The sequence below is a fragment of the Neoalteromonas facilis genome, from assembly GCF_002807665.1.
Lineage (GTDB): Bacteria > Pseudomonadota > Gammaproteobacteria > Enterobacterales > Alteromonadaceae > Alteromonas_E > Alteromonas_E facilis.
In genome coordinates this window covers 340,377-364,323 of sequence record NZ_PEAY01000002.1, presented here as the reverse complement: position 1 = coordinate 364,323, position 23,947 = coordinate 340,377, and the positions used below count along the sequence as shown (strand labels likewise).

Genomic DNA, 23,947 nt, shown 5'->3' with positions numbered 1-23,947 from the left:
GTAATTAGGAATGATGCTTCTGCTGCTGGCTCTGGACATCTCTCAATAGCTGAACAAACTCCAGCACAGGGCGATCAAGCTCAGCCGCGGCAATATATAAATCAAAACCTAAACGCTCTCTCAATTTACACATACGGTGAGCAAACATCGCTTTGATCCCCACCAGAAATTCACCGCTACTCAATTTAAAACGGTCGTCTTCCAGTAAATCACTGCTAGCACAAGTGCCGGTGACGCACTTGTCGTCGGGGTTTTGCAATAAAAGGGGGCGTTGTTCCATGAGGATGTTCGTAGCCAAACGCGGAGAAATGTTATGAACAATCGATTCCCAATCACGCAAGCGGATCCCCAACATGTCGAGGTTGTGAGTCGTCACGCCACGCGTTACTCTGGGGGCATCAATGCGTTGAACATTGTCCCAACTTACCTGCCACTCACCATGTCGATGGATATACCTGATACCCTCTGGCGATATCAATACGCTGTGCTCAGGCTCTCGAATTTTAAACCAGCCCATGATAATTCCGACGATACCAGCACTGGCGACAAACACTCCCGCGAGGAACAGGTACTCACGAAATAGCGATAACAACATAAAACCGAAAACCACCAGTGCGACACCGATAACCGTGGTTGTAATCCCATTGCGTTTAGACGTTGCCCGGATGGCGATGACTGAGTTATCGCCAGACATAAAAATACACCACCAGCATAATAACCCCCCACAAAATAATGAGACGCCATCGCTTACATCGTTCACATGTTGTATTCCACCAGCTTGCCGCTGGTTTTTCACTGCGCATTCGTTTGCTTCGCCAGATAGTTGTCATTACACCAATACGATAATAACAGCGTTTTGGCTTAACTCTAGCGTATTACGCTTTGCCTAACGAAAGTTCAGCAGCTTGGCTTACACGCTTGTGTCTTACCCGACACAACCATGCCACCAGTGATGGTGTGAACAGCAACGAGAGGATCACCGAGAAGCCAACACCACCGGCAATGACGACCGCCAATGGCGGCCAAAATGTCCCTTCACTGAACAGCAGCAACGGCACTAGCCCACCCACAGTGGTAAATGTGGTAGACAGAATATGGCGGCTACATCCCATGGTTTCAGCCATGATAGCGCTGGTTTTACCCGCTTTTGCTTCGGGATTCCCATTGATCGCAGCGATCACTACAATGGAGCCATTAATCGCAACACCGATTAACCCTGCAGTACCTAATAACGGGTTAAAGCCAATCGGCAAACCACTGATCCATAAACTTAGAAAACCCAATCCCACCGATAAGATAGCAACTAACACAATCACACCGGCCATGCGCACACTGCTAAATGTGAGGATCAATGTCGTAATCATCAGCACCAATAAAACCGGTGCATAAGTTGCCAGTTGTCCGACCGCTTCTTGCTGCTCATCTGCGTCACCGGCCATCTTGATTTTATAGCCTTGCGGCAACACAAAGTCACCATTCTCTAAGCGGTCTCGCAGTTGATTAGACACGTCAATCGCGGGGACGCCAGGCATCAAGAATGCTTGGATCCGATTCAAACGCTCTCCGTTGGTACGGGTAATCCCTGAAATGGTTGGGCGTAATGTGAAATCCCCCAAGGCAGCTACCGTTGTCGTTGTATTCGACAATCCATTACCACCCTGTAAAGGCTGATTGGCAATATCTACGATAGATTCACGCAGGTTATCGCCAATACGCACTCTCACCGGAATATCTTCTGTGCCTTCTAAAACCGTACCACCCAACTGTCCGCGCAGCGCTGTTTGCAACTGATTCGCGATGCTAGCCAACGAAAGCGAAGCTAACTCAGCAACATCACTGTGGGTATTTAGCTTAAATTCAGGCTCTGTTTGCGTCACTGATGCAATCGATTGTGTTATCCCGGGGATATGGGTCATAGCCAGTTTCACTTGCATACCCAATTCGGTTAACGTTTCGAGATCAGGACCGTAAATATCCACTTCTATTGGTGCTGCAATCGGTGGGCCTTGACCAAACGCGCGCACCACAATTTTTAATGCCGGAAAGGCCTCACTTAGCTCGCGCTGCAGTTGCCCAATCAGCTTTGCTGCAGCCGGAACCGATTCCGCGGTTATCACAGCATTGGCAAAATTCGGCGTATTGTCTCGGTTCATCACTTGGTTGTAATACACTGACGGAGCAGATCCTCCGACCAACCAAGTCACTTGTTCGATCGAATCGTAATTGCGCAACACACTATCAACCGCCAAAGCCGCACTTTCTGTGCGCTTGATACCGCTGCCATTTGCAGTCCAGACATAAATTTCGAATTGATCACGATCGGCACTGGGGAAGAACACATTGGCTAATTGCGATGACAATACAAAACCGCTTAGGCAGAACACCATGATTAGGGGGAGTGCAATCAATGGCTTTCGAATAGCGCCCAGTATTAACTCACGGAATAACGAAGTAATACCCGGCATTTGCAGACCCGATAAGTACCAAGCTCTGGACGTCGCAGGTTTTCGCGACAGGTAGCGCGCTGCCAAGGCTGCAATCAATGTTAGCGAAATGAACAAAGAACCAATCAACGCCATCACGACACTGATAGCAATGCCGCCGATAAAGTCACCGATATTACCACTTAGCAGAAATACCGGCATAAAACCTAAGATCGTGGTTAAGGTTGATGCCGTCAAAGGCGCAAATAAATGCTTCAGCGTTTTTTCCAGTGCCTGCACACGCGTTAATGATTCGTTCTGAAGATTCAATCGCGTTTCGTCGGTGATCACGATGGCGTTATCAATTAACAAACCAATCGCAATGATGATTCCAAAAATGGACATTTGATGAATTTGTTCATCATAAAAGCTCAAACTAAACAACGTAAACGCGGCACACAATGGAAGTGCTACACCAACAATTACAGAAGCTTTAAGCCCCATAAAGACCAGCACCACCAGCATTACAACAGCAGATCCCATCAACAAATTCTGGGACAAGTCTGATAGGCGTTGCTCAGTATAAATGTTTTGTTCAAACACCAATTGAGTCTCTACGGTGCCACTGAATTGCTGGGAGAATTGTGACGCCGCCTGTTTAACGTTCGCGGTCCACTGGTCAACTCTGACCGTGGTTTGCATGCGAGCAGCGACAAATATTACTTGTTCACCATTAACGTAACCAACATCATTCATTGGCTGTTGAAATTGGCGTTGAACCTCAGCAATATCACCTAAGCGTAAAAACAGACCATCTTGATTGACCAAGGGTACATTACGGATTGTACTTTGCCCCTCTAATGGCTCAGCTACTTGCAGCCTGATATTCTGTTCGCTTGTATATAAAACACCTGCGGGTAATTTGGGGTCGGCAGAGCTAATCGCTCGCCCGACATCCGCTATTGTTAATCCTGCTTGTGCCAAACGTTGTGGGTCAATACTGACCACAAACTCTTCTTTTGGCTCACCATAAATGCGCACCAGTTCGGTGCCCGCCACGTTGCGTAAACGATCGGCCAACTCGGTTGATAAGCGTGCAACCATCGGCATGGATGTGGTGTCAGGAAATGTCGGCTTGATCGCATATAAAACCGTAAATGCTGTGGCGCCACGTTTTTCATCTAAAACCGGATCGCCTACGCCATTGGGGAACGTTTGTGCTACCTCCCCTATCGCATCTCTCACTTCTGAAAATAATTGCTCGTTGTTGCTGTTGTTTACCCAGTCTTGCAATTCAATAGAAATGACCGATATCTCAGCCCGAGACGTTGATTTGATTTCTTTGATTTCAAAGATCTCACGCAAACGGTCCTCAAGTACATCGGTTACTAAGGCCTCGACACGTTCAGCCGAAGCACCAGGGTATGGTGTGATGACCAACATATTGCGCGTATCAATGCGCGGATCTTCCAAACGAGGAAGGTTAGTTAACGCCGAGTAACCTGCTACCATAATGATGATAAAACTCAGCAGCAATAAATGCCCACGTCTAAAAAATAAGGTATACCAAGTATGCTGATTGGTTGGCGTATTCATGACTATCGGCGCTCTGCGATTGCGTCAGCTGGCACGTATTTAACAGCCACTTCTTGGCCTGGCGCTAAGCGATGTGTGCCAGATACCACGACTTGCATGGCTGGCGAAATAGCGCCACGCACAAAAGCAAACTGACCATCACTGTATAGCACTTCAACCGCTCTGGGGGTGACGATAGTTGGGCTATCACTATCCACTGTGTAAATATTCCATAACCCTCTGACACCATGACTTAACGCCGACATGGGTATCCATGCACCAGATTCTTTAACTTCAATCGAGACATCTAAAGAAAGTAAATCACCTGGCAGTAGCCAAGTGCTAGTTTCTGCACTTGGCGCCAGCTGAAATAGAGCATCAACCGCACGAGTTGTGCGATTACGCTGTTTTCCTACCGCTCTTAGCACCGCTGGGAATGAATGGTTTTCGGCATGTAGCACATAGCGTTCGTTTACATTCAGGGTCTGCACCAGATTGGCTGGCATGGGCAAGCGTACGTCGGTTACATTCGACGCAATTAGCTCCAAGATGGGCTGGCCAGCAGCAACCACGGTTCCCGTATCAACGTGTCGATGTACAACCTCGCCGTCAAATGGGGCAACCAGCGTGCTCTTCGCTAAATTAACCTTTATTAATTCAACACGTGCCTGAGCTTCATTTACGCTAGCATTAGCCGCCTCCAGCGCCTGCTTCGCTTCGTCTAATTTTTGCTGCGATTCAAGGCCTCTTTTAACCAAGTCATGAATACGTTTTAGCGTACTTTTCGCTAGCGTTTGTTCGGCTTCCGCACGGGTTAAGCTTGCTTGCATTTGATTTAATTGGCTTTGCAATAATGATGTATCCAGCGCAGCAATCACTTGCCCTTGCTTCACACTGTCACCATCGTCAACACTTACGGCATTAACAAGCCCACCAATCTCAAATCCCGCTAGCGCTGTTTGTGCAGATTCTGCCCGACCAACGATGCGTTGAATTTTTTCGTAACTGTCTTGCCACTGAAGATCACTTACTTCGACGGTTTCAATAAAGGTGTCAACGTTACTGTTTGAAGCTTTGCCCGCGCCGGACATAAACAACAAGACGACTAAGCCTGTGAAGCAAATAGTAACGAGCCCCCAAAAGGATAGTTTGGATGTTGCGCCTGACATGGACTGTATTCCTAAAATCATTTAACTTAATTACTGGACTAGCCAGTTCACTAATTAAAATGGTAGTTTAAATTTACTGGACTGTCCAGTATGATAATTACGTGTGACACAAATAAATGGTTTAAACGAAGTAGATATGACGTCCCAAGCCCCTGCAGTAAAACTCGGCAGACCGAAAAGCGAAGAAAAGCGCCAAGCGATCATGGCGTGCGCCAGCCGCCTATTCCTAAGCAATGGTTTTACTAATACGTCAATGGACCTTGTGGCAAAAGAGGCGGGCGTCTCAAAGCAAACCGTGTATTCCCATTTTAGAAATAAAGATGACTTGTATACTGCGGTGATTGATGCCAAGTGTCGCGAATATAGGCTAGATGCATCACGCCTAGAAGGATGTGATGCGCCATGCCAAGAGGTATTATTTGAAATTGCCAATCAGACGATTAGCCTTTTGCAGGACAGCGACGTTATCGCAATGTACAAAGTTGTGATTGGAGAAGCCAACAATAACCCTCGCGTAGCGGAGCTGTTTTATCGCGCTGGTCCACAACAAAGTGTGAAAACCGTCGCGTCGATTCTCGCGTCGTTTTACCCATCTCTAAGTGAAGAACAAGCGCAGAGTTTCGCTGTGGATTTCTTTAATTTACTCAAAGCGGACTTTCATATGCGCAGCTTATTGCAGCTGCAATTTACCCTCTCACAAGAGCAGCAACGCCTAGTCTGTTTGCGGGTGTGCCAGCAGATCCAGACGTTGATTGCGAATGCTGCTAACTTACCCATCGTGAGTCACTGATCCAGTCGGATTTTTAAATACCCATATATAGAATGTCGTAATCGCTTAACCATTCTTTATGTTTACTTTCACAAACATATGCAATATATTGCGCAATATGTTGCATATACACATCGAGTGAACCAACCATGCGTAAACAATTAACCTCAAGGCAGGGTTTCATGCCAAAGGCCGCTTTAGACTTTGCTTCAATGATGGAAAACCAAGCCAAGCCGGTATATCAGCGCATGGGGATTACTATCCCTGTGATCACAACGTCAACCATCATGTTTATACAGCAACACCGAGAAGCCTCTTTACTGGACATTGCTCGGGGTCTGGATATATCGCATCAATTGGCTGCTCAACGGGTAAAAACGTTACTTAAACTCGAGGTTATTGTGGCGCAAAAGGACAGCTCGGATAAACGCAAAACCAATTATTCCTTGACTGAATTGGGCGAAGCGCAATGTGAACTTATCGAGGCCTATATGCAACGAGCCGATGCGGTATTTAAGCAGATTAACGACGAGCTCGGCTTTGACCTACAAAAAGTACTAATAAACCTTAGCGATAGCTTTCATTCTCGTTCATTGCTGACGCGTTTTTTTAACAGTGGTGATTAATATGAAACCGTACATTTTTGCCTTGGCTGTTATGCTTAACACTCAGACAAGCGTCGCCAACGAGAATGAATTTAAAGACGTCATCCTCAGCGCCGCGGACATCATTGAGACACAATTATATTCTGAAACTATTGGGCAAGAGGTTGCCCAACAGATCAAGCAGCCCGATTTTATAGCGTATTACGCAACGTCTGAAGACAAGCAAGCATTCGCTCAAAAGTTGTCTAAAGCCTTGCGGCAAGTATCAGGCGATAATCACATTGGTATCGTATTCGCCCCAAAGGATGTTGAGCGTTATCGCATCCGCGAAAAGGCAAAAGTAAATGACGCCGCACGAACTCAGAACAAAGAAAACTATCAGCATCGCCTAGCCGAATCAGTCGCCGAAAACTTTGGTATCCGGCAACTTCGTGTGCTTGACGGGGATATAGGTTACATAGAAATGAGTTACTTTGATGGTTTTGTCGATGAAAGTGCTCCGGTATTTGAGAGCGCAATGAATTTTCTCAGTAGCTCACACATTATTATTCTGGACCTACGTCGTAATGGCGGCGGGAATAGTCGCATCTTGCCGTTATTTTTAGGCTATTTTTTGGGCCCCGAACCTGTCCATTTCGCTACTCGCTATGAGCGCTGGAAGGGCAGTCAAGAAACACTGATGACAGACAATCAAGTTAAGGGCGCACGCTTCTTTGATAAACCTCTCTATATTCTCACCAGCGGTACAACCTTTAGTTTGGCTGAACATGTCACCTATCATTTGAAAGCTTTCGACCGTGCTACCATCGTTGGAGAACGTACATATGGCGGTGGTAAAGCGTTCGACCCAGTAGTTTTAAATGACGACTTTTATCTTCGGATCCCCAGGATAGAAATGGCCAATGCCGTTACACATGACATGTATGAGGAAGGCAAAGGGATCCTGCCTGATATAGCCGTGTCGGCTGATTCGGCGTTTCATGTTGCTTACCTGGCAGCATTGCAGCAACTGATGCTAGAAAATGACAAAAATCCATCGCAAACGGATTACTTGCAATGGCTACAAAGAGTAGTAGCAGCTGAAATCGATCCACCTAAGCAGCAACCAGTGTTACCCGATATTGATGAAAACCAACATTTTGAAGAATTTAGGTTTAGCCCACGCAACGGTGAACTGTGGATGTCTTTCAGAGAATTGCCTTGGGTTAAGCTTCAAACATTGCATGATGGGTATTTTTACGATGATAGATCCATTCAACGCCAATTCAGGTTTATCAAGACCAATGGAAAATGGGCGGTACAGGTATTCAGGGCAAAACGCCCACCAAACGTCATTATCGAATCATAGTACGACTCGCTTAATGAAGGCGTCTAGGTTTTGAACGTCGAGCTATGAATTTTGAACTTTAAGCGTCTAATCAAACGCATTGTACAGGTATAGTCTTTGAACTCAGGGGGACCTTTGCAGTCGCATATATCGCACAGTAGAGTTTAGAACTGTATTGGAAGCGACTATATGTCGACTGCCTTTTTCCTGACCATATAGAGGGAGTCATTTTGAATATACAACGCTGCGGGATCATTTTAAACGTCGCCCATTTCGACGCGTGCGTTTCCTTTTATCAATCTTTATTTGGACTTCAGCAAGAATTCTCAAAAGTTGAGGGTGACTTCAGGTTAACCTGTCTTGAGTTCGGCGGAGCTTATTTGATGATTGAAACCGGAGGAGTTGCCAGTGACACAGAAAAAACCCTGTCGCAAAGTCCCACAATTCTGCGTTTCAACGTTGAAGACATATACGCGGCATTTGAGGAAGCAAAGCACCATGATCCAAAGGCGAAGTTGATAGACAATGACTGGGGCACGATTGTCAGGTGTGTCGACCCTGATGGCAACCCTATCAGTATCCGCGAAAGTGCCAGATTTATCCCCTAGCTATTACGCTGGCACTATAGCAGCTGGTATTATCCATCTCCGTTTGCTCCATGCATACAAATGAATAACGGATCCATGTTGACCTCAATCAACGAAAGTTGATGTCTGATTAACGACGAATGCGATTTTACTTGATACAATTGTCGGGTTTATGTCCTTGAGTATTAAATCGCGATGAATTCTTTTACCGGCCAACATATTCTTTCAGTCGAACAGTTTGACCGCGCAGCCATCGAGCAGGTATTTAGGGTCGCTGATAGCATGCAACCCTATGCACTAAGACAGAAACGCACAACCGTATTAAACGGTGCCATTCTGGGTAACCTATTTTTTGAAGCCAGCACACGAACCCGCGTCAGTTTTGGCACGGCTTTTAATTTGCTAGGTGGAGAGGTACGCGAAACCACCGGTATGAGCTCTTCTGCGCTCGCCAAGGGCGAATCACTGTTTGATACGGCTCGAGTGCTCAGTGGCTATTCTGATATTATTGCCATGCGTCACCCTCAGTCAGGTTCTGTTGCTGAGTTCGCTGAAGGCAGTCGTGTACCGGTCATCAACGGTGGCGATGGAGCCAACGAACACCCTACTCAGGCGCTGTTAGATCTATACACAATCGATAAAGAATTACGCGCTCATGGCGCCAATATCGACAATTTGCACATTGCCATGATTGGTGATTTAAAGCATGGCCGCACTGTGCATTCGTTGTCCAAGTTACTCGCCTTGTTCAAGAAGGTTCACTTCACACTGATATCGCCAACCGAATTAGCCATGCCTGACAGTGTCGTAGACGTCATTACGGCGCATGGTCATGAAGTCACAATCACAGACCAATTGAGTGGCAGTGTTAGCGCTGATATTTGTTATCAAACTCGTATTCAGGAAGAGCGCTTTGCTTCGCAGGAAGAAGCCAATCGTTACCGCGGCAAGTTTCGTTTGAATCAGAATATATATACCAAACACTTTAAGTCCAATACCGTTATCATGCATCCGCTACCGCGTGACTCGCGCGCGGAAGCCAACGAATTAGACAATGATTTAAACCTTAACCCCAATTTAGCCATATTCAGACAAACAGATAACGGTGTACTCGTACGCATGGCTCTGTTTGCGCTGACCCTTGGGGTAGAAAATATTGTCAGTAACTACGATAGAGACGTCGTCTGGTACACCAATAAGTAAGAGATCTTTATTCCATGCAAAAATCAGAAGTACTTTTCACCCGTGCACAAAAAACAATCCCAGGTGGGGTTAATTCTCCGGTGCGCGCATTTAAAGCCGTTGGCGGAACCCCACGTTTTATTACCAAAGCAGATGGCCCTTATATCTACGATGTCGATGGCAAACGCTATATCGATTACATTCAATCATGGGGCCCAATGGTATTGGGGCACAATAATGATGACATCCGTGAAGCCGTCATCGCAGCGGCGGCCAATGGCTTGAGTTTCGGTGCGCCGACTGAAGCGGAGATCATCATGGCTGAGTTGGTCAGTGAAATAGTGCCTTCCATGGAAATGGTGCGCATGGTGAATTCGGGTACAGAAGCTACCATGTCAGCAATACGCCTTGCTCGTGGCTACACGAATCGCAACAAAACACTTAAATTTGAAGGCTGTTATCACGGCCATGCTGACGCTTTGTTAGTTAAAGCCGGCAGCGGTGCGTTGACATTGGGCGTACCCAGCTCACCCGGCGTTCCCGAAGATTTTGCCAAACACACGCTAACCGTTGAGTTTAATAACCTAGACAGTGTGCGTGAAGCGTTTGAGCAGCACGGTGATGATATTGCGTGCATCATTGTTGAGCCGGTAGCAGGTAACATGAACTGTATTCCACCGATTGAAGGCTTTCTAGAAGGGCTGCGCTCAATTTGTGACGAATACGGTGCCGTGCTTATATTCGATGAAGTGATGACCGGTTTTCGAGTCGCCCCAGGTGGCGCGCAACAACGCTACCAAGTAGAACCGGACCTAACCTGCTTGGGTAAAGTGATCGGTGGTGGCATGCCGGTGGGTGCTTTCGGTGGTAAACGTAAGATCTTGGAATACGTAGCCCCAACAGGCCCCATCTATCAAGCCGGCACATTGTCAGGGAATCCCGTCGCGATGGCGGCAGGCCTTGCTGCGTTGAGGCAATTACGCGATGAGAATATGTATAACCAGATTTTCGCGCAAACGGAACGACTAGCAAAAGGATTAACTGAGCTTGCTCATGCACATGGCATTCCCATGACCTATAATATCGCAGGTAGCATGTTTGGTATTTTCTTTACCGACGTGCCAAAAGTGACCAATTATCAGCAAGCCATAAACTGTAATACGAAACAGTTTAATGTGTTTTATCACGCTATGCTCGATGAAGGGGTTTATCTTGCGCCGGCATCTTATGAAGCAGGCTTTGTTTCAAAAGCACATACAGCTGATATTATCGATGCTACACTTGCAGCTGCTGATAAAGCATTTGCCAAAGTAGCGGCGATGTAGCGAGGCATAGGTAGAGATGGACATGATTGTTTGGGGTTTAGTCATATTAGCGATATACAGTATCGTCGTTACGCTATTGCTGCTCAAGCGCCGTCCATCTCAATCAAATGACAATGCTGCAGCCTCTAATGAGGGCGTTGTATTATCGAATAGCTTGATTCAACCTGTGCCAGCCGAAGTACCTGATGACTTGCTGTTAGAACAAACGCGCTTTCAGGATAAGGCCGATGAAGCCCTGCGCCTCACACAAACGTTCCAGAAATTTGTCCCTCGGCAGTTTGTCGATCATTTTGCTAAACATGGCTCTAGTAGCTTGGAGTTAGGTCGAGCGGATGAAGATGACGTGGCGATCCTATTTTGCGACATTCGCGGTTTTACCGGTCTTTCAGAGAAAATGAAACCACAAGAACTGATGAAGTTCTTGAACTCCTATTTCCTCAGAATGAATGACCCAATCCACCAGAATGGCGGCTTTATCGATAAGTTTATCGGTGATGCGATTATGGCATTGTTTGACCATCCCAATGGACGCCCAGAAGACAAAGCCAACGATGCACTGCGCGCCGCGATAGATCTGAATAAAGCCCTCGCGGTATACAACCACCACCGTGCAAAATCGGGTTATGAACCAATCAAAATTGGTATCGGTATTCACTTTGGCGCCGTTATCATCGGTACGGTAGGCTCAGATGACCGCATGGATACAACGGTTATTGGCGACAGTGTGAATATCGCAAATCGATTAGAGGCACTCGCGCCTCTTTATCATGCGGATATAGTGGTAAGTGAACAATTACTTACGACAGCAGCCAATAAATCAGTGACATATCGCACATTGGATTGGGTAAAAGTTCGCGGTAGGCAAGCGCCTATCAAGATATTTGAGGTGTTGGGGCATTTGTCTAAAGAGCAGCAAGAACAACGTTTAGTTGTCGCTGATCTTATCGAGTCCAGCTTAAAGGCCCGTATCGAACAACGTTTTGAAGATGCATTGGACTTATTGCACGAGGCTCTCGCAACCTCTCCGGACGACCCATTGGTTTTCCATCATATCGATGTCTGTCATCGATATAAAAAATTAAGTCTCCCCGATGATTGGGATGGTGCTTTTACTTTATAGCCTGTTCACGAATAAAGGTTATGGAAGGCGCAAAGAACGCTGATCCCGTTTCCGCGACAGTGAAATCTAACAAACGATCATAGTCACCGTTTTCGTCGCCAAATATTCGACTGTGGAGTTGTTGTTTAAAGGCTGGCCCAACAGCAGAACAAGTCACTCTAAATAACCCCTGCTCATTCATATCACCGTAGGGCATTGACTGGTCCAGCAGTGGAACCGTTTTACCATCCGCGTCCAACGCCTGCATACGCACATAGTGAGAACTGGCATTGGCTTCCGGACTTTCTCTGTGATGCTCACGGGTAACCCCCATGATCTGTTCTTTTTGTCTCTCGGTCAGTGACTGCCAACGACGAAAGTCGTGTCGAAAGCGTTGCACATGAATGTAGCTGCCCCCAGCGAATTCCGGATCGTCATCGCCGACAATGGTGATGTCTAGCTTTTTCATTCCACGAGGATTATCAGGCGCAATGAGAAAGCCGGTAAAATCACGCCCATCCAGATAACGAAAGGCATGCACATGCTCAACCATATCCACATGAATGCGAAATAGCTCCATGATCTCGAGCCCCAGCTCAAAACAAATATCCTGACGATCAGCACGGATCTGAATAAACACATCACAGGGTGTTGAAGGTGCACAACGGTCTTCACATTGCATATCGGGGAACGGACTGAGTTCAGTGGGGTAAGCTTCTGGATACACTTCAGGCCAATAATGCACACCTATGGCAATCACTCCCGTGACCATCGCTTCATAATGTTCATTATCATAGTGATCAAACAATTCTAACGTTCGTGCTAACTTTGCGCGAATCGCATGAGTATCTTCATCGACCACGTTTAACAATAAATATTGTGCATGTAAGTTGGGCTCAGCGCATACGCCCTTTTGTGGTTGTGTCATCGTTTATCCATTAAAAACCAGCCGCTTGCCCATCTTTGCGTGATTCAGACGCGCCGTAGTATACACCGCTTTTAGGATCGCGCATTATCGCTTGATAGCCACCATAAACGCCTACTTTATCCGTTAGCTCATGTCCCATTTCCATCAATTGGCGTCTTACCTGTGGTGAAAAACCCGACTCAAGACTGACGTAACCGCCATCCACCATTTTCTCACCCGTTGGCTGGCTAGAACCACTGTGTAAGACCCTCGGTGCATCGCCCGCTTCTTGCAAATTCATGCCAAAATCGAGCAAATTCACCATGATCTGAGCATGCATTTGGGGCTGTGTTCCTCCCCCCATTACACCAAAGCTTAGCCATGGTTTCCCTTTATGCGTAACAAACGCGGGAATGATGGTATGAAATGGGCGCTTTTTGGGGGCATACACGTTTGCGTGCCCTTCTTGTAAAGTAAACATTTCGCCACGGTTTTGCAGCACAAAACCTAAATCGGGTGGCGTCATGCCAGAGCCCATACCACGATAATTGCTTTGAATAAGCGACACCATGTTGCCTTGTTGGTCAGCCACGGTTAAATAAATGGTGTCACCCTCATAACGCCCAGCGTCATAGCGTTTTGCAGCCTTTTTGTCATCGATAAGTTGGCGCCGTTGTTGTGCGTAGGGTTTGGAGATCAACCAATCAACAGGGGCTTGGCTAAAGGCTGGGTCGGCATAAAATTTTGCCCTATCTTCAAACGCCAGTTTTTTCGCTTCGACAAATGTATGCACATACTCAGCAGAGCCAAATCCCATCCCTTTAATGTCATACTGTTCAAGGATGTTGAGAATTTGCAACGCCGCAATCCCTTGGCCGTTTGGTGGCAACTCCCAAACATCGTACCCACGATAGTTGGTAGACACCGGCGTGACCCACTCAGATGTGTGCGCTGCTAAATCTTCATAAGCTAAGAATCCGCCCTGCGCTTTCATATATGCGGCAATGCTTCTAGCAATATCGCCTTTATAGAAGGCATCTCGGCCACCGGTTGCAATTTTCTCATAGGTTGCCGCCAAATTAGGGTTGGCAAAAATATCACCTTTTTTAGGTACATCACCCGTAGGCATGTATACATCGGCAAATCCGGGATACTGACCAATACGCGCCTTATTCATTTCAAAATAGTAGGCAATCAGTTCTGATACTGGGAATCCTTCTTTCGCATAGGTAATGGCAGGGGCCAGAATTGCCGTCATGGGGATGCTGCCAAAACGTTCATGCAGCTGAAACCAACCGTCTACCGCGCCAGGAACCGATACCGGAAGTGGGCCAAATTTAGGGATCGAGGTCAGATTGTTTTGTTTAAAATAGTCAAGCGTCAGTTCTTGCGGAGAGCGCCCAGATGCATTTAAGCCATACAGCTGCTGCGTTTCAGCATCCCATACAATGGCAAATAAATCTCCTCCGATCCCACAGCCTGTTGGTTCAACTAATCCCAACATAGCGTTCGCAGCAATCGCCGCATCGATGGCATTTCCCCCACGCTCCATAACATCTAAAGCGACTTGAGTCGCAAGCGGCTGACTTGTTGCTGCCATGGCGTTACGCGCTAGCACTTCTGAACGCGAAGCGAACATTTCCCCAGTGATGCGATCATAAGCAAATAACGGGTTAATAAGCGAAAGTGCCAATACAAAAACAAAAAAGCGAACAGTCATTGAGTAGGATCTCGTTTGGTGCAACTTATTGATTAATATAACGGCATCAACCGCTATTTGCTACGTTGACAATCAATCGACATAAAAAAGCCCCGCATCGCGGGGCTAAGTCAGGTGAGCAGGCCTTATAGTTATTGTTTAGCGCATGTGCCTGTCAGAAACGCTTTTTACTTTTACGATTAGCTACGGCCACTCGTAAATTCTGGGTAGGCCTCTAGACCACATTCACTTAGGTCTACACCTTCAAACTCTTCTTCTTCAGAGACGCGGATACCCATAATCGCTTTCAGTACTAACCATACCACTAAGCTTGTTACGAACACCCAAACGAAGATTGTTAGTGCACCGATGATTTGGCCAGAAAAGCTTGAGTCACCGTTAGTTACCGGCACTAGCAATAGACCGAGTAAGCCAACAACGCCGTGAACTGAAATAGCACCTACAGGATCGTCGATCTTCAATTTGTCCAAACCAACGATGCTGAATACTACTAAAACACCACCTAACGCACCGAACAAAGTCGCTTGCAGTGCAGTTGGTGTGCTCGGCTCAGCGGTAATCGCAACAAGACCCGCAAGCGCACCATTTAACGCCATGGTTAAATCGGCTTTACCAAACATGATGCGTGCTAATAGTAGTGCAGCAACCAATCCACCAGCAGCAGCTGCATTGGTGTTTAAGAATACGACTGCAACGCTATTTGCACTTTCGACCGTCGCGGTTGCCAACACAGAACCGCCGTTGAAACCAAACCAGCCCATCCAAAGGATGAAAGTACCCAATGTTGCCAGTGGTAAATTCGCACCAGGAATCGCTTTAACACTGCCATCTGCGCCGTATTTACCTTTACGAGCACCTAGCACAAGCACACCGGCTAACGCTGCAGCAGCACCTGCCATGTGTACAATACCCGAGCCAGCGAAGTCACTAAAACCAAGGTCGCCAAGCGTGTACATACCAAACACAGCGTTGCCGCCCCACGTCCAAGCACCTTCCATTGGATAGATAAAGCCCGTCATAACAACAGCGAACAATAAGAAAGCCCACAGCTTCATACGCTCAGCCACCGCACCAGAGACGATTGACATCGCAGTCGCTACGAATACCACTTGGAAAAAGAAGTCTGCAGAAGGTGCATAAGTTGCTGGGTCTTCTGCTACGCCAGTAGCACCGTCAGCCATTAGGCCATCAAGGAAAAAGCCACCGCCATACATTAATTCGTAACCGCACACTAAGTACATGATTGATGCAATCGCATACAAAGCTACGTTTTTAGTTAAAATTTCTGTGGTGTTTTTGGTTCTAACCAAGCCAGCTTCTAGCATGGCAAAACCAGCGGCCATCCACATAACCAGTGCACCGCAAATTAGGAAGTAAAAGGTATCTAATGCATACCCAAGTTCGAATGTGATTTCCATTGTTGAGTTCTCCGCAATTCTAAATTCTGACGTTACAGCGCTTCAGCATCAGCTTCACCGGTACGGATACGCACTGCCTGATTGAGGTCATATACAAACACTTTGCCGTCACCGATCTTGCCGGTTTTGGCTGCCCCAACGATGGCTTCCACCAATCGTTCTACTTGATCGTCAAGTACTGCAATTTCCAATTTAACTTTTGGCAGGAAATCGACTTGATACTCGGCACCACGATAAAGCTCGGTGTGCCCTTTCTGACGACCAAAACCCTTAACTTCCGTTACGGTTAATCCGTCAATTCCAATTTCAGAGATTGCCTCTCTAACATCATCAAGCTTGAACGGCTTTATGATGGCGGTTACTAGTTTCATAGATTGCTCCCACAGGATTGTGTATTTCTGTTGTTTTGCCTTATCTCTCACAAGTCCCGTGCCATAATTTTTATGCAGCAAATTCATATAGTTATGCAGCTAGCACCTATAACCACGCCTAATATTTGCACTATTTTTGATCTGCACCTTTAAAATGCACCAAAATAGTGCACCAATAAGTCGCATTGCGTCGGGAACTAAAATTCATCCTTCGGCTCTCAGACATCATGGAAATGACAGCCCCCCAACATCCCCCACTAAAATCGGTCGAGGTGAATCGCTCGCTACTGATATTTATTGTTGTCTCCATAGCCTTGCATAGCTTAATCATTGCGGTATTAAGCAAATCCACAATGGATGCCACGACTCCTAACGTCACCGAGCCTGAGACTATCCGGGCACGTATCGTGTATCCGACTCTTCCTGAAGCAGTCATTAAAGAGAGCGAATATGACAAAGCTGAAGTGGAGAGTGCCGACGCGACAGAAAAAGCATTGTCCGAGGAGGTTGAGCAAACGAGTACGGCAGCAGAAAAAACGACTCAATTGAGGGAGCCTGAGCCGTCGGCGCAACCAATACCTACAACACAAACACGAACACAAGAAGACCTACCTGCTGTCGACAACGGCTCCCCTTCACAACGTTCTCCGAGATCGACATCGACACGTGATATGTTGAATAGGCATTTGGGTCAATTGCACTCCCAACAACAAATCCAAACCGCCCGCGAAGCTAGCCAAGGCTATCAGCAACAAAAAACCTCGCCTGATTTGAATATTCCGGCCTATCAGGAACCCAGCAATGAGCCCGTCGTTAAGCAAAAGATAGTGGCGTGCGACAATACCACCGTCAATATTTTACGCATGGTCAGTCAAATTGCAGGGGGCACGCTACGGTGTCGAGAGGAATCTGACATCGACACCTTTATCAATAAGCGCATCGAAAAGAAACAGTAGTCTATTTTGCCAAATCCATTGGTCAATTTACGCACATTTTGGCAAAAGGAATATTCCTGCGCTTAACACCCACTCAATCAATTAATTTAAATCTTATATTTTTCAATTACTTAAAAATTATTTTCAGTTTGGCACAACTATCGCAATAGTTCATACGACTTAGTAGTACAACTGCCAAGCAGTAATGAGAGAGCAGTTTTATATTTTTTATTGAGGACATAACCATGACACGTTTATCAACTTTAAAAGCTGCCGTAGCCGTTACATTACTTTCATCAGTTGGCTTTGCAGCAAATGCACATGATTCATCTTTGGAACAGTATCTAGATTCAGTCGTTGCCAACCAGGTAGCCGTCACTAAGTACGAATTAAATAATGGCACTAGCGAAAGTGTTGCCAACATCGCATATCGATTTGAGCTCGATTCAGATGCTGACACTACGTTGGTCGCAACCGTTAAAGTAACTGAGCTTAGCGAAGCGCAAGCACGCAAACAGCTTAATAAAGGCGCAGAATAAGGTTTACGATTATGATTGACCCATTAGTATTACTTGTGATCTTAATGGTACCCATCGCGGCTTTCGTGGTTGCAGGGCTAACCATTGCGGCATTAACTCAAACACGTAAGTTAAGCAATAACATCATTAGAATCAGCCAGTTGAATCAGTCAACATCTCAATCGTTCGCATTGCATAACGCGAGTCGTTAATCTCGGCGACTCGCAGCCGTCTTTGAATTCCCCAAGTCGCTACGGTATGCTAGCGAAAAAATTTGAGATCCCCACATGGCAGCAGGCAGCCTCCTTACTCTGCTCGATGATATCGCCACCGTTCTAGATGATATCGCTGTATTATCAAAAGTTGCGGCAAAGAAAACCGCTGGTGTGTTAGGTGATGATCTTGCGCTCAATGCAGAGCAAGTATCTGGCGTAAAGGCTGATCGCGAATTGCCCGTTGTTTGGGCTGTTGCCAAGGGTTCCTTTCTTAACAAGCTAATTTTAGTGCCCAGTGCACTGGTCATCAGCGCATTTGTTCCTGTTTTGGTTAACTATCTACTGGTTTTAGGTGGGCTGTACCTGTGCTTTGAGGGAGCGGAAAAGCTTATTCATATGTGGCAAGCCCGCTCAGGTCATTCGACGGAAGAAGCAAATGAACACTTGGCCCAACTCAATGCCATAGACGCGGCCTCTTTATTGGAGTTGGAGCGGGAGAAAATAAAAGGCGCGATCCGCACTGACTTTATTTTGTCAGCGGAGATCATTGTTATCATTTTAGGCACATTGCAAGAGACATCATTAAGCAATCAAATCACGGTATTAAGCGCACTGGCGATTCTATTTACTGTGGGTGTTTACGGGTTTGTTGCCCTCATCGTTAAATTGGATGATGCAGGTTTGGCCCTACTCCGCGCCTCTTTGTCGGGTTCAATGCAAAGCCTAAAAAGGGCTAGCGGACGGCTTCTACTGATCATTGCACCACTATTAATGAAAACATTATCGGTAGTCGGTACGATTGCAATGTTTTTAGTCGGCGGGGGAATACTCGCTCACTACGTCGGTTTTATTCACCATTGGCTCGAACCTTTTACGGAGTTTGCAGGATCGTTAAATGGCGTACTATCCGGTTTGGTATCGTTCGGAAGCGAAGGTTTATTAGGTGTCGCAGCCGGTTTTGCTGTACTTGCGATGGTCATGCTCTGGCAACGCGCTGTAGCGACATTTAAAGATTGATATTCAGCACTTAAGATAATTATTCGAATATGAAAGATAGCCAGTTTAATCTATGGCAATGCCCTCTTTGCCAATCAACCCTACTGCACGAATCCTCGCGCTGGGTATGCGCCAATCACCACAGTTTCGATATCGCCAAAGAAGGTTACGTCAATCTATTACCGGCACAACACAAAAAAAGTAAAGATCCCGGTGACTCAAAAGCCATGGTTATGGCGCGTCAACACTTTCTTAACGCCCAGCATTACCAACCGCTTGCAACACGCATCGCGGAGCATATTCAAACCTACCATAGCGATGGCATGAGTACCCTCTTCGATATCGGCTGCGGCGAAGGTTATTATTTGCGTCACATAACCCAACAGCTAAGTGATGCCAATATTGAAAATCAAGGTTGGGGGATCGATATTTCCAAGCCAGCTATTCAAAAAGCGGCCAAGCAATCACCACACTTACATTTTGCTGTTGCCAGCACATTTCATGTACCCATAGCCTCACACAGTATCTCCGCCGCATTTCAGGTATTTGCGCCCTCGTCGGCCAAAGAGGTGCATCGCATTTTAGTCAATGAAGGTATTTGGATAACGGTCGAGCCCAACCAAAAACATTTATTTGAGCTGAAAGCGCTGATTTACGACACACCTGAGCTACACACGGTGAAAGTTGAAGAACACAGCGGTTTTCAACTTGAAACGAATGAACAACTGTCGTTCAAGATACATTTAACAACGCCCGAAATTCGAGAACAGTTGCTAATGATGACGCCATTTTACTGGACCATATCCCCAGAAAAGCTGGCGAAGGTCAAGCAGTCACTGACTCACGTTACGGCTGACTTTGTGGTCAAGACATACCGCAAATTAGCCAACTGCTACGTACTGTAACCGCTGCACCTTAAGCAGCGGTATTGTCAGGTGCCTTGCCGATATTGTGTTGATGCATGAGCGCCGTTATTTCTGCAATACTCTCTGGATCATCTATGGTTGACGGTATGACAAACGGCTCATTGTCGGCGATTTGGCGCAACAGTTTACGTAATATTTTACCACTGCGTGTTTTGGGCAAGCGCGGAACGATCAAGGTTTGCTTAAGACATGCCACTGCACCAATGTCTTGACGAATTTTAGCGACCAGTTCTTGTTGCAACGTGTCCTCGGCGATTTCACTGCCATCTTTCAATAATACGAACCCTACGGGTACCTGCCCTTTTAAGCTATCAGCGATACCGATCACCGAGCATTCTGCAACGGCCGGGTGTGAGGCTAACACTTCTTCCATTTCACCGGTCGATAGTCGATGCCCTGCAACGTTGATCACATCATCTGTACGCCCCATCACAAATAGATAACCATCATCATCTATATAGCCACCATCTCCGGAACAATAATATCCGGGGAACTGCTTCAAATAGCCCTGTTCAAACCGCTCGTGATCGCCCCAAATAGTTGCCAAACAACTGGGTGGTAACGGCAGTTTAATAGCAATGGCGCCTTGCTGATTGGGGCCCAGCTGATGCCCCTCCTCATCCAGGATTTCCACCTGAAACCCGGGTACAGGGCATGTCGCTGAGCCCGGTTTTATCGGCAATTCTTCTATGCCGGTAAGGTTGGCTGCAATGGCCCAACCCGTTTCAGTTTGCCACCAGTGGTCAATAACAGGCTTACCGGTTTGTTCTGTTACCCATTCAAGCGTGGGCGGATCTAGTCGCTCTCCAGCCATAAATATGTGTTGTAAACGGCTCAAATCATATTGCTTCAGTAACTTTCCGGCAGGGTCCTCTTTTCTAATCGCTCGAAAAGCGGTAGGCGCAGCAAATACGGCTTTCACGCCATACTCTTCTATTACACGCCAGAAAGCGCCTGCATCAGGTGTTTTAACCGGTTTGCCTTCGTACACAATTGTCGTACAGCCGTAAATCAATGGTGCATACACAATATAGCTATGACCGACCACCCATCCAACATCCGATGCAGCCCAAAATACGTCGCCTGGACGCATGTTATAAACCGCTTGCATAGAGTAATTCAGCGCCACGGCATGCCCGGCATTGTCTCGCACGACGCCTTTAGGCTTTCCAGTCGTACCAGAGGTATAAAGTATGTATAGCGGATCACTTCCCTTGACTGCAACACAGGGTACTGGTGTTGCTTTCGCCATCGCCTGTTGCCAGTCAATATCGCGGTCAACCACCATGCTGGCTTGACATTCTGGCCGTTGTAATACAATCACGCTGTGTGGCTTTGATTCACTTTGTTGGATGGCTTGGTCAACCATTGGTTTATATTCAATAACCTTGTTTACCTCGATGCCACAGGATGCCGTCACGATCAATTTAGGCTTTGCATCATCGATACGAACGGCAAGTTCATTGGCCGAAAAGCCACCAAACACAACAGAGTGAACCGCCCCCAATCGGGCTACCGCGAGCATAGCAATGACAGCCTCGGCTATCATGGGCATATAGACAATGACGCGATCGCCCTTCTCAACACCTTGAGCACTCAATACGTGGCCAAATCGAGCTACCTGATCAAGCAATTGTGCATAGGTATAACTCTGCTTCTGACCCGTAACCGGGGAATCATAACGAAGTGCTAATTGGTCGCCACGCCCTTGTTCAACATGGTGATCTAACGCCATATAGCAGGTATTTAACTCTGCATCGGCAAACCATACGGGAATGCCATTTTCATCGTGACTCAAGATGGTCGAAGGTTGCTTAAACCACGGTAACTGTTGAGCTTGCTCAGCCCAAAAAGCTTCTGGCTGATTAACAGACATTGCGTATGCGTCTTGGTATGAAGATTGAGACGGAGACTGTGACATAGGGAACACTCGCTGATTTATCTATCTACAACCATAGCGCAAAGCGCTCAAGAGACGTATTAGACTTAAGCCGTATAACCATTGACGCTTGGCAGCAAGATTTCGCGGTTTTAACGAATAGCCATTTTTTTATGCAAAAAAAGTTGATAACGTTATGCTGAATGTATCGTGATGCCGCATTACGTGTTGTGGGAGTATGCGATTAAGGTTTTCAAAGCTGTGAACCGTTTAGTATTTGTCGGCGTGGTTACTATTATGGCAACCTCGTACGCGCATGCCTGCCGAATTTTAAGCTCCGTTTCGCCAGAGTTCCCCAATGGCCTCCACGCCAAGTACCTTGACTACATCGCCAAAGAAGCGAAATGCGAATTAGACATTTTCCCCATGCCATTTGCGCGACGCGTCGCCTCCTTACGTAGTGGAGAGATTAATTTAATGGTTGGGATTAAATCGCTACACAAAGAGGTGGGATTTGAATTTCTTCAGCCTAGCTATGAAACCCTTCAATCGACTTATTTTGTGCGTGCGGCAGACTTCTCCAAATACACCACAAAAGATTCCTTTCGACAGGCGAATGCGGCGCTGACAATTGATAATGAAAGCATGCTGACACGAGCACAGGATTTATTCAGTGCAATCGTAACGGTATCTAATTTAGAGCAAAAAATAAGATTGCTGCAAATAGGTCGCGTCGATACCTTTGTGCATTTTGAAAGTAGTGCGCAATACATGATTCATCAAATGGGGCTGCAAAACGAGTTGGTCCCAGCAGCGATACAGATCAGTCAGCCACTTGAGTACTTTGTTGCCATTCACACGCTGTCTTCCTTGTATGAATCAAAAGATAAACTTGAAGCCGTAATTGCTGAAGGCGTGCGAAAAGGTGACTTTATTCGATTGCGGCGTGAGCACGAGGCGATCCTCGAGCAATCCACCGCAACCTCCATAGGCACCAGCCGCTAATCTTTCTACATGGCTGCCGTTATTCTAGGCAACCACATCATCATAGACGCCGCGGATACACCTAGAATTGTTATTAATACTGTGATCAATAACGCAGTGTTGGCAAACAATCTGAGCACTTGCTTTTTTGTGCGCTCTATCGCGAAGTACAGCTCAGCGATCGCCATGGGCAATAGATAACTGGCAAACGACAATGTCATATCCATAGGCCCATCCATAGTGGAATTATTGCCATTAGGGCCTTGATTCAGCATAAACCAGCCCATTAGCAGTAATCGCATGGCCCATACGCCATTGACCAGTATAAATGCATGCACAGCCCAACGCCTGTGAGCGCGAAAGTCCCTTTTTAAGGCGAAATGCCAGGCTAAGGCGATGGCGACAGGTATTAACAGGCCATTTAACGTTACGCCCAGTGCGCCGATATCACTCAAACGTCCGCCACGTCCCCAGGTTAAGTAAAGACCCGAGAGCGCGCCCAAAAGCCCTAGTGTTAAAAATACTCTGCCATTCCAGCGATGGAATGTTGGAAAGCGACTGCGGATGGCAGGAATTAACTGCATAATCCCCGTAGCACTGAGCAACAAAACGGGCAAGACATGACCTAACAATATGCCATTGCCGATAGTGTCATTCTCAACATGCCCTTTAATCATGTGAGAAAAATGTTCTGCGCCAATGGTACCGAGCACCGCTGGCTGAGCAAATTGATAGAAAATGTAAGCCGCAAACATCCATTGCCCTAGCCAAATAAACCCCACCCAGACTTTCATGAGTTGCGCGGTAACCTTTGGTGCAGACATCCAATCGACAATTGGGAATGTGCTATCAGTTGTGGTTCTAGTGTTCATAAATTCTCCCGATGACCAACTTCAGGAGACAGTGTGAGCAGATTTGAAGGCGTTATCTGCGCAAATTCGGAAAATGATCACCCATTTTAGGCACCAATGTCACATCTGTTAACAATTCAATCCGTGTGTCGCATTGCAACATTGC

At 46.6% G+C, this 23,947-nt stretch carries 22 protein-coding genes; 13 read left to right on the top strand and 9 right to left on the bottom strand.

The genetic code is table 11. The annotated features are described in order from the left end of the window. Window positions 1-4 precede the first annotated feature (4 nt). The 3 genes from CSH93_RS07810 to CSH93_RS07800 form a co-directional block, all read right to left on the bottom strand. Window positions 5-694: a DUF2982 domain-containing protein gene (locus tag CSH93_RS07810; RefSeq protein WP_100642673.1), complete on the bottom strand. Its 690-nt coding sequence runs from the start codon at window positions 692-694 to the stop codon at window positions 5-7. Between the two features lie 181 nt (window positions 695-875). Next, window positions 876-4,019, bottom strand: a complete 3,144-nt coding sequence (locus CSH93_RS07805) for an efflux RND transporter permease subunit (protein WP_100642672.1) — start codon at window positions 4,017-4,019, stop codon at window positions 876-878. Between the two features lie 2 nt (window positions 4,020-4,021). After that, the gene (locus CSH93_RS07800; RefSeq protein WP_164078322.1) at window positions 4,022-5,167 is read right to left on the bottom strand and encodes an efflux RND transporter periplasmic adaptor subunit; all 1,146 of its coding nucleotides are present in this window, start codon (window positions 5,165-5,167) and stop codon (window positions 4,022-4,024) included. 136 nt (window positions 5,168-5,303) lie between these two features. On the opposite strand from CSH93_RS07800, the gene CSH93_RS07795 reads away from it, so the two are divergent. The 7 genes from CSH93_RS07795 (at window position 5,304) to CSH93_RS07765 (ending at window position 12,082) form a co-directional block, all read left to right on the top strand. Next, a complete protein-coding gene (locus CSH93_RS07795; protein ID WP_100642670.1) occupies window positions 5,304-5,957 on the top strand; it encodes a TetR/AcrR family transcriptional regulator in 654 nt (217 codons plus the stop codon). A 128-nt stretch (window positions 5,958-6,085) separates the two neighbouring features. After that, complete coding sequence (locus CSH93_RS07790; RefSeq protein WP_124748957.1) at window positions 6,086-6,562, top strand: winged helix-turn-helix transcriptional regulator; 477 nt, start codon at window positions 6,086-6,088, stop codon at window positions 6,560-6,562. 1 nt (window position 6,563) lies between these two features. Continuing rightward, window positions 6,564-7,889 carry a S41 family peptidase gene (locus tag CSH93_RS07785; RefSeq protein ID WP_100642668.1) on the top strand — a complete coding sequence of 442 codons (1,326 nt, stop codon included), beginning with the start codon at window positions 6,564-6,566 and terminating at the stop codon, window positions 7,887-7,889. 209 nt (window positions 7,890-8,098) lie between these two features. Continuing rightward, window positions 8,099-8,476 carry a VOC family protein gene (locus CSH93_RS07780; protein WP_100642667.1) on the top strand — a complete coding sequence of 126 codons (378 nt, stop codon included), beginning with the start codon at window positions 8,099-8,101 and terminating at the stop codon, window positions 8,474-8,476. A 174-nt stretch (window positions 8,477-8,650) separates the two neighbouring features. Then, window positions 8,651-9,658 (top strand): aspartate carbamoyltransferase, encoded by a 1,008-nt coding sequence (locus tag CSH93_RS07775; protein ID WP_100642666.1) that lies wholly within the window; start codon window positions 8,651-8,653, stop codon window positions 9,656-9,658. A gap of 14 nt (window positions 9,659-9,672) precedes the next feature. Then, on the top strand, window positions 9,673-10,962 hold the full coding sequence (gene hemL / locus CSH93_RS07770) for a glutamate-1-semialdehyde 2,1-aminomutase (RefSeq protein ID WP_100642665.1): 1,290 nt from the start codon (window positions 9,673-9,675) through the stop codon (window positions 10,960-10,962). Window positions 10,963-10,978: 16 nt separating this feature from the next. Beyond that, window positions 10,979-12,082, top strand: a complete 1,104-nt coding sequence (locus CSH93_RS07765) for an adenylate/guanylate cyclase domain-containing protein (RefSeq protein WP_420807248.1) — start codon at window positions 10,979-10,981, stop codon at window positions 12,080-12,082. On the opposite strand, the gene CSH93_RS07760 is transcribed toward CSH93_RS07765, so the two are convergent. The 4 genes from CSH93_RS07760 to glnK form a co-directional block, all read right to left on the bottom strand. Beyond that, window positions 12,072-12,989, bottom strand: coding sequence for a Dyp-type peroxidase (locus CSH93_RS07760; protein ID WP_100642664.1), 918 nt, complete (start codon window positions 12,987-12,989; stop codon window positions 12,072-12,074). The genes CSH93_RS07765 and CSH93_RS07760 overlap by 11 nt on opposite strands. 10 nt (window positions 12,990-12,999) lie before the next feature. Next, entirely contained in the window at window positions 13,000-14,688 is a 1,689-nt protein-coding gene (ggt, locus tag CSH93_RS07755; RefSeq protein ID WP_100642663.1) for a gamma-glutamyltransferase, read from the bottom strand. Window positions 14,689-14,867: 179 nt separating this feature from the next. Then, window positions 14,868-16,106, bottom strand: coding sequence for an ammonium transporter (locus CSH93_RS07750; RefSeq protein ID WP_100642662.1), 1,239 nt, complete (start codon window positions 16,104-16,106; stop codon window positions 14,868-14,870). 32 nt (window positions 16,107-16,138) lie between these two features. Next, entirely contained in the window at window positions 16,139-16,477 is a 339-nt protein-coding gene (glnK, locus tag CSH93_RS07745) for a P-II family nitrogen regulator (protein ID WP_100642816.1), read from the bottom strand. A 233-nt stretch (window positions 16,478-16,710) separates the two neighbouring features. On the opposite strand from glnK, the gene CSH93_RS07740 reads away from it, so the two are divergent. From CSH93_RS07740 to rlmA, 5 genes are all read left to right on the top strand, one after another. Continuing rightward, entirely contained in the window at window positions 16,711-17,433 is a 723-nt protein-coding gene (locus CSH93_RS07740; RefSeq protein WP_124748956.1) for a hypothetical protein, read from the top strand. 224 nt (window positions 17,434-17,657) lie between these two features. After that, window positions 17,658-17,951 (top strand): hypothetical protein, encoded by a 294-nt coding sequence (locus CSH93_RS07735; protein WP_100642660.1) that lies wholly within the window; start codon window positions 17,658-17,660, stop codon window positions 17,949-17,951. An 11-nt stretch (window positions 17,952-17,962) separates the two neighbouring features. Continuing rightward, the gene (locus tag CSH93_RS07730; protein WP_100642659.1) at window positions 17,963-18,142 is read left to right on the top strand and encodes a hypothetical protein; all 180 of its coding nucleotides are present in this window, start codon (window positions 17,963-17,965) and stop codon (window positions 18,140-18,142) included. 75 nt (window positions 18,143-18,217) lie between these two features. Beyond that, the gene (locus CSH93_RS07725; protein WP_100642658.1) at window positions 18,218-19,162 is read left to right on the top strand and encodes a DUF808 domain-containing protein; all 945 of its coding nucleotides are present in this window, start codon (window positions 18,218-18,220) and stop codon (window positions 19,160-19,162) included. Window positions 19,163-19,191: 29 nt separating this feature from the next. Then, complete coding sequence (gene rlmA / locus CSH93_RS07720) at window positions 19,192-20,046, top strand: 23S rRNA (guanine(745)-N(1))-methyltransferase (protein WP_100642657.1); 855 nt, start codon at window positions 19,192-19,194, stop codon at window positions 20,044-20,046. 10 nt (window positions 20,047-20,056) lie between these two features. Here rlmA and CSH93_RS07715 read toward each other — a convergent pair whose 3' ends face one another. Continuing rightward, window positions 20,057-21,988, bottom strand: a complete 1,932-nt coding sequence (locus CSH93_RS07715) for a propionyl-CoA synthetase (protein WP_100642656.1) — start codon at window positions 21,986-21,988, stop codon at window positions 20,057-20,059. A gap of 171 nt (window positions 21,989-22,159) precedes the next feature. Between CSH93_RS07715 and CSH93_RS07710 the strand changes: the two genes are divergently transcribed. After that, window positions 22,160-22,951 carry a substrate-binding periplasmic protein gene (locus tag CSH93_RS07710; protein WP_100642655.1) on the top strand — a complete coding sequence of 264 codons (792 nt, stop codon included), beginning with the start codon at window positions 22,160-22,162 and terminating at the stop codon, window positions 22,949-22,951. 5 nt (window positions 22,952-22,956) lie between these two features. On the opposite strand, the gene CSH93_RS07705 is transcribed toward CSH93_RS07710, so the two are convergent. Beyond that, window positions 22,957-23,802: a DUF2306 domain-containing protein gene (locus CSH93_RS07705; protein WP_240615523.1), complete on the bottom strand. Its 846-nt coding sequence runs from the start codon at window positions 23,800-23,802 to the stop codon at window positions 22,957-22,959. Window positions 23,803-23,947: the final 145 nt, after the last annotated feature.

Bases quoted from the DNA above. Each gene is read 5' to 3' on its own strand.
- CSH93_RS07810 (WP_100642673.1), bottom strand. From the start codon at position 694: ATGTCTGGCGATAACTCAGTCATCGCCATCCGGGCAACGTCTAAACGC.
- CSH93_RS07805 (WP_100642672.1), bottom strand. From the start codon at position 4,019: ATGAATACGCCAACCAATCAGCATACTTGGTATACCTTATTTTTTAGA.
- CSH93_RS07800 (WP_164078322.1), bottom strand. From the start codon at position 5,167: ATGTCAGGCGCAACATCCAAACTATCCTTTTGGGGGCTCGTTACTATT.
- CSH93_RS07795 (WP_100642670.1), top strand. From the start codon at position 5,304: ATGACGTCCCAAGCCCCTGCAGTAAAACTCGGCAGACCGAAAAGCGAA.
- CSH93_RS07790 (WP_124748957.1), top strand. From the start codon at position 6,086: ATGCGTAAACAATTAACCTCAAGGCAGGGTTTCATGCCAAAGGCCGCT.
- CSH93_RS07785 (WP_100642668.1), top strand. From the start codon at position 6,564: ATGAAACCGTACATTTTTGCCTTGGCTGTTATGCTTAACACTCAGACA.
- CSH93_RS07775 (WP_100642666.1), top strand. From the start codon at position 8,651: ATGAATTCTTTTACCGGCCAACATATTCTTTCAGTCGAACAGTTTGAC.
- hemL (WP_100642665.1), top strand. From the start codon at position 9,673: ATGCAAAAATCAGAAGTACTTTTCACCCGTGCACAAAAAACAATCCCA.
- CSH93_RS07765 (WP_420807248.1), top strand. From the start codon at position 10,979: ATGGACATGATTGTTTGGGGTTTAGTCATATTAGCGATATACAGTATC.
- CSH93_RS07760 (WP_100642664.1), bottom strand. From the start codon at position 12,989: ATGACACAACCACAAAAGGGCGTATGCGCTGAGCCCAACTTACATGCA.
- ggt (WP_100642663.1), bottom strand. From the start codon at position 14,688: ATGACTGTTCGCTTTTTTGTTTTTGTATTGGCACTTTCGCTTATTAAC.
- CSH93_RS07750 (WP_100642662.1), bottom strand. From the start codon at position 16,106: ATGGAAATCACATTCGAACTTGGGTATGCATTAGATACCTTTTACTTC.
- glnK (WP_100642816.1), bottom strand. From the start codon at position 16,477: ATGAAACTAGTAACCGCCATCATAAAGCCGTTCAAGCTTGATGATGTT.
- CSH93_RS07740 (WP_124748956.1), top strand. From the start codon at position 16,711: ATGACAGCCCCCCAACATCCCCCACTAAAATCGGTCGAGGTGAATCGC.
- CSH93_RS07735 (WP_100642660.1), top strand. From the start codon at position 17,658: ATGACACGTTTATCAACTTTAAAAGCTGCCGTAGCCGTTACATTACTT.
- CSH93_RS07730 (WP_100642659.1), top strand. From the start codon at position 17,963: ATGATTGACCCATTAGTATTACTTGTGATCTTAATGGTACCCATCGCG.
- CSH93_RS07725 (WP_100642658.1), top strand. From the start codon at position 18,218: ATGGCAGCAGGCAGCCTCCTTACTCTGCTCGATGATATCGCCACCGTT.
- rlmA (WP_100642657.1), top strand. From the start codon at position 19,192: ATGAAAGATAGCCAGTTTAATCTATGGCAATGCCCTCTTTGCCAATCA.
- CSH93_RS07715 (WP_100642656.1), bottom strand. From the start codon at position 21,988: ATGTCACAGTCTCCGTCTCAATCTTCATACCAAGACGCATACGCAATG.
- CSH93_RS07710 (WP_100642655.1), top strand. From the start codon at position 22,160: ATGCCGCATTACGTGTTGTGGGAGTATGCGATTAAGGTTTTCAAAGCT.
- CSH93_RS07705 (WP_240615523.1), bottom strand. From the start codon at position 23,802: ATGAACACTAGAACCACAACTGATAGCACATTCCCAATTGTCGATTGG.